This is a genomic window from Micromonospora sp. NPDC007271, assembly GCF_040634005.1.
In the GTDB taxonomy this organism is placed as follows: domain Bacteria; phylum Actinomycetota; class Actinomycetes; order Mycobacteriales; family Micromonosporaceae; genus Micromonospora.
The window spans coordinates 6,030-6,290 of record NZ_JBEYER010000181.1 but is presented as its reverse complement, the minus strand read 5'-3'; the positions used below and the strand labels follow the sequence as shown (position 1 = coordinate 6,290).

Below are 261 nucleotides of genomic sequence, written 5' to 3'. Positions count from 1 at the left end.
CTGGTCGGCCTCCTGGTGCTCGCGTTCGGCGCCTGGCGGGCCCGGCTGGTGGCGCTCTGGGTGCCACTGGTCCTCACCGCCGGGCAGGTGCTGGACCTGGCCACCGAGGGCGTCCCGCTCAAGGTCGCGGTGAGCGTGCTGATGGTGGCGGGCTTCGCCGGCCTGGCGCTCGGCGTCGAGCGGTCGCGGCCCGTTGACGAGCCGGCCGAGACGGCGACCGCAGCCACCGCGCACGCCTGACCCGGGCGCAGTCCGGTTCGG

Annotated in this window: 1 protein-coding gene; it reads left to right on the top strand. The window is 76.6% G+C overall.

The genetic code is table 11. From position 1 onward, the window contains the following. On the top strand, positions 1 to 240 hold a 240-nt coding region (locus ABZ570_RS33335), incomplete at its 5' end, for a hypothetical protein (protein ID WP_358072066.1). Between the last annotated feature and the right edge of the window lie 21 nt (positions 241 to 261).